The sequence below is a fragment of the Synechococcus sp. H55.9 genome (assembly GCF_047462355.1).
In the GTDB taxonomy this organism is placed as follows: Bacteria; Cyanobacteriota; Cyanobacteriia; order Thermostichales; family Thermostichaceae; genus Thermostichus.
In genome coordinates this window covers 1-7164 of sequence record NZ_JANSJB010000112.1, presented here as the reverse complement: position 1 = coordinate 7164, position 7164 = coordinate 1, and the positions used below count along the sequence as shown (strand labels likewise).

7 protein-coding genes are annotated in these 7164 nt (G+C 59.2%); 5 read left to right on the top strand and 2 right to left on the bottom strand.

What is annotated here, in order from left to right; translation table 11 throughout:
• Positions 1-199: 199 nt before the first annotated feature.
• Positions 200-895 carry a TPM domain-containing protein gene (locus NW857_RS11750; RefSeq protein WP_414333758.1) on the bottom strand — a complete coding sequence of 232 codons (696 nt, stop codon included), beginning with the start codon at positions 893-895 and terminating at the stop codon, positions 200-202.
• Positions 896-1146: 251 nt separating this feature from the next.
• Positions 1147-2301, bottom strand: coding sequence for an FAD-binding oxidoreductase (locus NW857_RS11745; protein WP_414369027.1), 1155 nt, complete (start codon positions 2299-2301; stop codon positions 1147-1149).
• Positions 2302-2614: 313 nt separating this feature from the next.
• Here NW857_RS11745 and NW857_RS11740 point away from each other — a divergent pair, with 313 nt between their 5' ends.
• The 5 genes from NW857_RS11740 (at position 2615) to NW857_RS11720 (ending at position 6959) form a co-directional block, all read left to right on the top strand.
• Positions 2615-3604, top strand: coding sequence for a cytochrome c oxidase subunit II (locus tag NW857_RS11740; protein ID WP_414369025.1), 990 nt, complete (start codon positions 2615-2617; stop codon positions 3602-3604).
• A 56-nt stretch (positions 3605-3660) separates the two neighbouring features.
• A complete protein-coding gene (gene ctaD / locus NW857_RS11735; protein WP_414369023.1) occupies positions 3661-5367 on the top strand; it encodes a cytochrome c oxidase subunit I in 1707 nt (568 codons plus the stop codon).
• A 131-nt stretch (positions 5368-5498) separates the two neighbouring features.
• Positions 5499-6110 carry a cytochrome c oxidase subunit 3 gene (locus NW857_RS11730; protein WP_414369021.1) on the top strand — a complete coding sequence of 204 codons (612 nt, stop codon included), beginning with the start codon at positions 5499-5501 and terminating at the stop codon, positions 6108-6110.
• Positions 6110-6259: a hypothetical protein gene (locus NW857_RS11725; RefSeq protein WP_414333721.1), complete on the top strand. Its 150-nt coding sequence runs from the start codon at positions 6110-6112 to the stop codon at positions 6257-6259. Before NW857_RS11730 ends, NW857_RS11725 begins: the two co-directional genes overlap by 1 nt.
• 121 nt (positions 6260-6380) lie before the next feature.
• The gene (locus tag NW857_RS11720) at positions 6381-6959 is read left to right on the top strand and encodes a DUF2062 domain-containing protein (RefSeq protein WP_414338607.1); all 579 of its coding nucleotides are present in this window, start codon (positions 6381-6383) and stop codon (positions 6957-6959) included.
• The last annotated feature ends 205 nt before the right edge of the window (positions 6960-7164 follow it).

The window sequence follows — 7164 nt, the reverse complement described above, 5'->3', positions numbered from 1 at the left end:
CCCCCAGCCCCTCTCCCAGCCCTCACCCCCAGCCCCTCTCCCAGAGGGAGAGGGGAGTTATAAGCACCGCTGCAAGGACTTCGTCCGAGGAGCGCCAGCGGAATGGCCGACCAGACTGCTCGCACAAGCGGGCCGTAAGCTTTATAAGTGCCGTTGGAAAACCGCTGATCCTCGATGCTGGGAGTCTGTCAAGAGTCGGCTATTGCTGATCCACTGCCGGGCGAGCAATGGGAGCTAGGTAGATCACCAAGGCCCCTGCCAGAAACCCCAAGACATTGCGCAGCAAGGGGATCCAGTCCTGGGTGCGCGTGACCACCGGGCCAATACCGAAAGCCCCAAACAAAATGAACCACAGAGGAGAAATGAGCAAAGCCCAGCGCCAGTTAAACAGCTCCTCCGCATGGCGGGGCTTGCCGGCAAACCCGAACACGATCCCTCCCAAAATCGAGGTCACCAACGTCAGGATCCACTGCTCTTGAGGCAGGCCGGGCACCACCCGGCAGCCCCCCTGGTGAAAACAGCGATCCAAGACGTCGACGGTCTCCAGGATGGCGCGCTGAGTACCGTGCTCCCGCACGTAGAATTGGTTGCCAAAGCGAGATTGCAGCTCAATCCAAAAGGTGCGCGGCAAGATCTCTCGCACGGCATCCCCCACATTAAACGCCAGCAAGTTGCCGCCCCTGGGATCCGCCACCATCAAAACGCTGCGCTCATTCAGGCCCCAATACTCTTTCACTTGCCGGCCCGGCGTTTGGTCAAACTGAGTCAGCACCCGCAGCTTCCAACCGGTGTCTTGCTCTAGCTTGTTCAGGTGCTGCGCCAGTTGGGCTTCTTGGCTGCTGGTCAACTGATCCGCTAAGTCCAAAACCGGCAGAGGCGGCTGAGGCAGCTCCATCGGCACCACCGGCAGGGCCGGTTGCGCCCAGGTCAGGGATCCTCCGCCGACCCCAATCAACAACCCAATGCAAAAAATCACCCCAATGCGGAGTATCCGTTGCCACTCAATGCTCATGCTGACCTCTTTTTTGGCTTTGACGCTGAGATCCCGAGAAGTGATATTAAGAAATGTTTCAAGTTCTTATAGATCTATCATGCACCGGAACCAGCCGTTTGGCCAGCAGGATGCCGGGGAAGAAGCGGTGGCCTTCATATCCAACTGGGGCTAAAGGTGCCGGTGGGGTCGAATTGCTGCTTCAGCCTGCGCATCAAGCTGGTGGCTGGGCCAAAGTCGGGGGGAAGAGCCCGCTTCAGGGCCGGTGGGGCTTCCAGAAGCAGGAGAAATCCGCCCACAGACTTGAGGTGGCGCTGCAGTTGCAGCAGGGATCCCACTTCTGGCTGAACCAGCCAAGCCCGTCCCAGCCCACAGCCGCGGTGCAGTTGCACCTGCGCCTCGGGAAACAGAGCTTGAAACTGCTCCAATGTGGCCAGGCTCTGGTTGGGCAGGCACCCAAACTTGGCCAGCACCGCCTCTGAGCCGGGTTGAGGCAGGGGCAGAGAGCTGGGACTCACTTCCTGCAAAGTTAGCCCTGCGGGGGCCAGCCGCCGCATTTGGGTCATCTGTTGGGCAACCGCTCGCTGCGAGCCATGAAAGCTGAGCCAGGCCTGAGCTCCCCCTGCCCTCAGCCAGAGATCCACCCCCACAGGGTTAACCGGGCCGGTCAGCGCCTGCCGACACAAGACCTCCAACTCCGGCAGGGATCCCGTAGCCAGCAACGTAGACTGGGCTGCTGGCAAAGGATAAAGCCGCAGGGTTACCTGGGTCAGAATCCCCAAACTGCCCAGGGATCCGGTGAACAGCTTCATCAGGTCGTAGCCGGCAACATTCTTGACAACCCGCCCGCCTGCTTTGGCCACCTCCCCATCCGCCCGCACCCAGGTTATGCCCAGCAGCAAGTCGCGGATCCCACCGTAGCGCCAGCGCAGAGAACCTGTATCGGCGGTGGCGATGATGCCCCCTAGGGTGGCCCGATCTGGATAGAGGGGATCCACCGGCCACCATTGCCCCCGCTCTGCCAAGATGGGTTGCAGTTCTGCCAGGGTCATACCGGCTTCCACCGTGACGGTGAGATCGGCAGCCGCATGGTCGATAAGCCGGCGTAAGCCAGAGGTGCTGAGAGCCAGATCCACCGGCTCGGCAACCTGGGCCCAGCTCCACTTGCTCCCCTGCCCCAGCGGCAGCACCTTCCGCCCCTGGCACTCCTTGAGGATGCCGGCCAACTCCGAGACGGTCGATGGGGTTTGGATCGGCAGGGGATCCCCTAAGCCAGATAGAAAGGTCGCCGATGAATGGGGAAAAGACATTGGCGAAACAACGGTGCAGAATCTCTCTAACCCCCCAACTGGCGGGGTTATCCCACGCTACCTCAGGCTACGGGCAACGAGAACCTCTGTTCGGAGAGATGCCTCTCCACCAGAGTCGTGTAGTACGGCCCCTGCGCAGGTCTGCCGAAACTGCCGATCCCTGGAAGATCCTGAAGAGATCCATAAGCCTGAGCCATCCTCTCCGATTCCTGTGAGCTAGCATCTGAGAGGTATAAAAAGCCAAGTTCAATCCGGCAGGCCCTATTGGGCAATCTGCTGGAGTAAGCCTTTCTTGCAGTGGGGAAAAGCAGTCGTGAGTGCCCTGAGCAACATCCTTTTGGTGGGTATCGGAGTTCTGCTGACCCTGGCCAGCCTCTGGTACGGCCAGAACCACCATCTGCTTCCCGAATCAGCAGCCGACTCAGCTCCCTTGTTCGATAGCCTCTTCAACAGCACAATCACCCTCGCCACCGGGATCTTCTTGGTGGTGCAAGGGGTACTCCTCTACTGCATTATCCGCTACCGTAAGCGGCGGGGCGATCGAGGAGATGGGGATCCCAACCACGGCAACGTGCTGCTGGAGATCGTGTGGACGGCGGTGCCGGCGGTGATCATCCTCTGGTTGGGCCTGGCCAGTCTCGATGTCTATCAGGCGGTGTATGGGGGCGCCGATGTTGGCGGCCACGTCCACGCGGCCATGGCGATGGGGTCTGCCTACGAGGCAGAAGCCGGGGATCCGGGCTATGCTTACACCCCTGCAGTGCTGCCCGGAAAAGAAACAGGCCGGCCAGAGCTGGTGGTTCAAGTTCAGGGCATGCAATATGCCTGGATGTTCACCTATCCGGAGTCGGGTTTGGTGGCCGGCGAGCTGCACCTGCCTCTTAACAAGCGGGTGCGCTTGAACATGACGGCTATGGATGTCAACCACGCTTTCTGGGTGCCGCAATTTCGCCTCAAGCAGGATCTGATCCCTGGCCGAGAGACTCACCTAGAGTTTGTGCCCACGCAGCTAGGAACCTATCCCATCATCTGTGCCGAGCTATGCGGCCCCTACCATGGGGTGATGGCTGGGCAACTGATTGTGGAGACGCCGGAAGAGTTCGAGCGCTGGCAGCAGGAGCAAATTGTGGCTGCTCGGGGCGGAACCGGCGCCCTGGCCTTGGCTGAGCGCCACCCTCACCCACAATCTGCCTTTGTCCAAGTTCACCAGCAGCGTTTGGGCCTCTCGCCTGCTGATCTACTCCAACTGCCCAAGGACTCCCTCTCGCTGACGCAAACGGGATCCCTTCCCTCAGCGGGCTAGAGAGATCCCTTTCCCCTTGACGGACGTTCTGGTGACGCCAGTAGGAGCCTTTTGCCATGACCCAGCTACAGGACAATCCCACCTTTGCCGCCGCCCCCAAAGCCAGCCTGGAGCCTGCCGCCGAGCCCTGGTGGCGCTTTTTTACCTTCTCCACCGACCACAAGGTGATCGGGATCCAGTATTTGGTGACCACCTTTTTCTTCTACTTGGTGGGGGGAGCGCTGGCTACAGCCGTGCGGGCCGAGCTGGCCACCCCCGAAGCCGACTTTCTCGGTTTTGAGCGCTACAACGGCGCCTTTACCTTGCACGCCACAATCATGATCTTTTTGTGGATTGTCCCGGCTTTGATGGGGGGCTTTGGCAACTACCTGGTGCCGCTGATGATCGGGGCGCGGGACATGGCTTTTCCTAGGCTAAACGCCGTCGCCTTTTGGCTAATTCCACCCAGCGGCCTTTTGCTGCTGGCTAGCCTCTTCCTCGAGGCCCCGGCAGCGGGTTGGACCTCGTATCCGCCGCTGAGCCTCATCAGTGGCAAAGTGGGAGAAGAACTCTGGATCCTGAGCATTTTGTTAGGCGGAACCTCTTCCATTCTGGGGGCCGTGAACTTTATTACAACCATCCTCAAGATGCGCATGCCCGGCATGAAGATGGAGGATATGCCTCTGTTTTGCTGGGCGATGCTGGCTGCTTCCATCATCACTCTCATCGCGACGCCGGTTCTGGCTGGGGCGCTGATCCTGCTTAGCTTTGACCTGTTGGCGGGCACGGCCTTCTTCAACCCCAGCGGCGGCGGGGATCCGGTGGTGTACCAGCACATGTTCTGGTTTTACTCCCACCCGGCGGTGTACATCATGGTTCTGCCGGTGTTCGGCATGATCTCGGAGATCTTGCCGGTGCATGCCCGCAAGCCCATCTTTGCCTACAAAGCCATTGCCTACTCCAGCTTGGCCATCTGCTTTTTGGGCTTGATTGTCTGGGTTCACCACATGTTTACCAGCGGTACCCCCGACTGGATGCGGGTGTTCTTCATGATCGCCACCATGGCCATTGCCGTTCCCACCGGGATCAAGGTGTTTAGCTGGCTGGCCACTCTCTGGGGCGGCAAGATCCACTTCCGGTCAGCCATGTTGTTTGGCATGGGCTTTATCTCCATGTTCGTCATCGGCGGCTTGAGCGGGATCATCCTTGCTTCGGTGCCGTTGGATATCCACGTCCACGACACCTACTTTGTGGTGGCCCACCTGCACTACGTGTTGTTTGGCGGCAGCGTGTTTGGCATCTATGCCGGCCTCTACCACTGGTTCCCCAAGATGACCGGCCGGCTGCTGAACGAGTTCTGGGGACGGGTGCATTTTGCGCTGACCTTTGTCGGCTTCAACATGTGCTTTTTGCCGATGCACAAGCTGGGTCTAATGGGCATGCCCCGCCGCGTGGCTCAGTACGACCCGCAATTTGCCGACCTCAACTGGATTAGCTCGGTGGGTGCCTTCATTCTGGCCATCTCCACGCTGCCCTTCTTGGTGAACGCCATCTACTCTTGGGTAGCTGGGCCCAAGGCCGGAGACAACCCCTGGCAGGCTCTAACTCTGGAGTGGACAACTTCTTCCCCACCGCCTGCCCACAACTTCTACGGGGATCCCATCCTGCTAACTGGCCCCTACGACTACGGCCTGCACAGCAAGGAGACTTTGGATTACTTGGCCGCCCAGTTGCAGAGCTTGCGGGAGCTGGCGCTGGCTGAGGCGGAGCCTACTTCTTCTTAGCAGGAGACTTGCCCGCTGGGTATCCATCCTCTGCTCGTCGGGTATTCCCGTCTTGATCTTGGCTGGGCTGCCCCTACAGTTTCGAGAAGTCTCTGGAATTTGGCGAAAATTGATTTTAAGTGGACAGGAATATGCAAGGATCCCTCGCTTCTGATGCCTTGATGGTCGGCCACACTCAGGCCCATGCCGCTCATGTCGAGCACCCAGATCATCGCGTTTTTGGTCTGCTGATGTTCCTGGTAGCGGAAGGCTGTCTGTTCTTGGGCCTGTTCATGGCCTATTTGGCCTACAGCCTCACGGCCCCGGTCTGGCCGCCGGAAGGGACGCCGGAGCGGGAATTGCTCTTGCCTGGGATCAACACGGCAATTTTGCTCGCCAGCAGCTTGGTTATCCACCAGGCCAAGCCTGCCATCCAGGCCAATAACGTCAAGGGATTGCGGCTGTGGTTTGCCCTCACTGCCCTGATGGGGGCCATCTTCCTGGCCGGGCAGCTCTACGAGTACAGCCACCTGGAGTTTGGCCTCACCACCAACTTGTTTGCCAGTACCTTCTATGTCTTGACGGGGTTCCACGGGCTGCACGTGGCGGCGGGGTTGCTGTTTATTTTGGCGGTGCTCTGGCGATCCCTGAAGCCGGGCCACTACAGCGCCCAACACTACTTTGGCGTCGAGGCTGCTGAGATCTACTGGCACTTTGTGGACGGAGTTTGGATTGTGTTGTTTATCCTGCTCTACTTGCTCTGATGACAACTCCCCCCGAAAAGCCTGACCCCAAGAGAGAATGGGTCGCCCTGCGATCTGGGCTGAGCATTGCCCTGTTCCTGTTTTTGGTGGCGCTGGTTTCCTACTTGAGTCTTCACTTCGTGCTGGCCTTGGTGGACAAGCTCAGCTAGCGCCCTTCAATGGATCCTCCAGCCTCATCCTGTTGCTGCCGACCTGGATTTGCCGACGGCAGGAAAGATACACTGGATTTACAGGAGTTAACACCTTCCCTCCGTTGCCCTTTTTGCCACCATGAGCCCCCTCTTTTGGTTGAGGCTGCCCTCTTTCTCTGAACCTTCGTCGGGATCCCCTGGGCTTTATTCCCGCTCCTACTCTGGATCTCAACTGGGGCCGACCTCGGCCCGCCAGGGTTCTGCCTGGAAGCGTTGGCTGCGCTATCTTTACCTGCGGCTGTTGCGGCTGCAATCGTCGCCCAAGGAAATTGCCCGCGGCTTGGCGGTAGGGGTTTTTGCCGGCTGCTTCCCGATTTTTGGCTTTCAAACCCTGGCTGCTCTGGTGCTGGCCATTCCATTTCGAGGCAATAAGTTAGTAGCGGCAGCAGGAACCTGGGTGAGCAATCCCCTCACCTATGTGCCCATCTATGCCTTTAACTATCAGGTGGGAGAATGGCTGCTGGGATCCCGGACTGTCCTTCCCACCACAGAGCTGGTGGCGGCCACTTGGCGAAACTGGATGCAGTGGGGCCTGGAGGTGTCGGGCACGCTGTTTGTCGGTTGTGCGTTTGTCGGCTTTTGGGGAGCTCTCGTCAGCTATTTTCTGGGGCTGTGGTTGGTGCAGCGGATTCGTCGGCGGCAGAGAATCTGTGAGTGAGTACCTCAACTCAAACCCATCCTGGACGGGGGCAGAGGTTCGAGGTGCTACACGCCGCTGACGCGAACAATTTTCACAGATTAAGTCTAATCTAAGGTCTGATCATGGAAGACATGCGAGCGTTGTTAACAGATCTCAGCCGTCGCTCTCAGCGATGGGGAGAGCAGTTGGGATCCGCTTTGCAGACGGGCATGAGCCAGCTCGC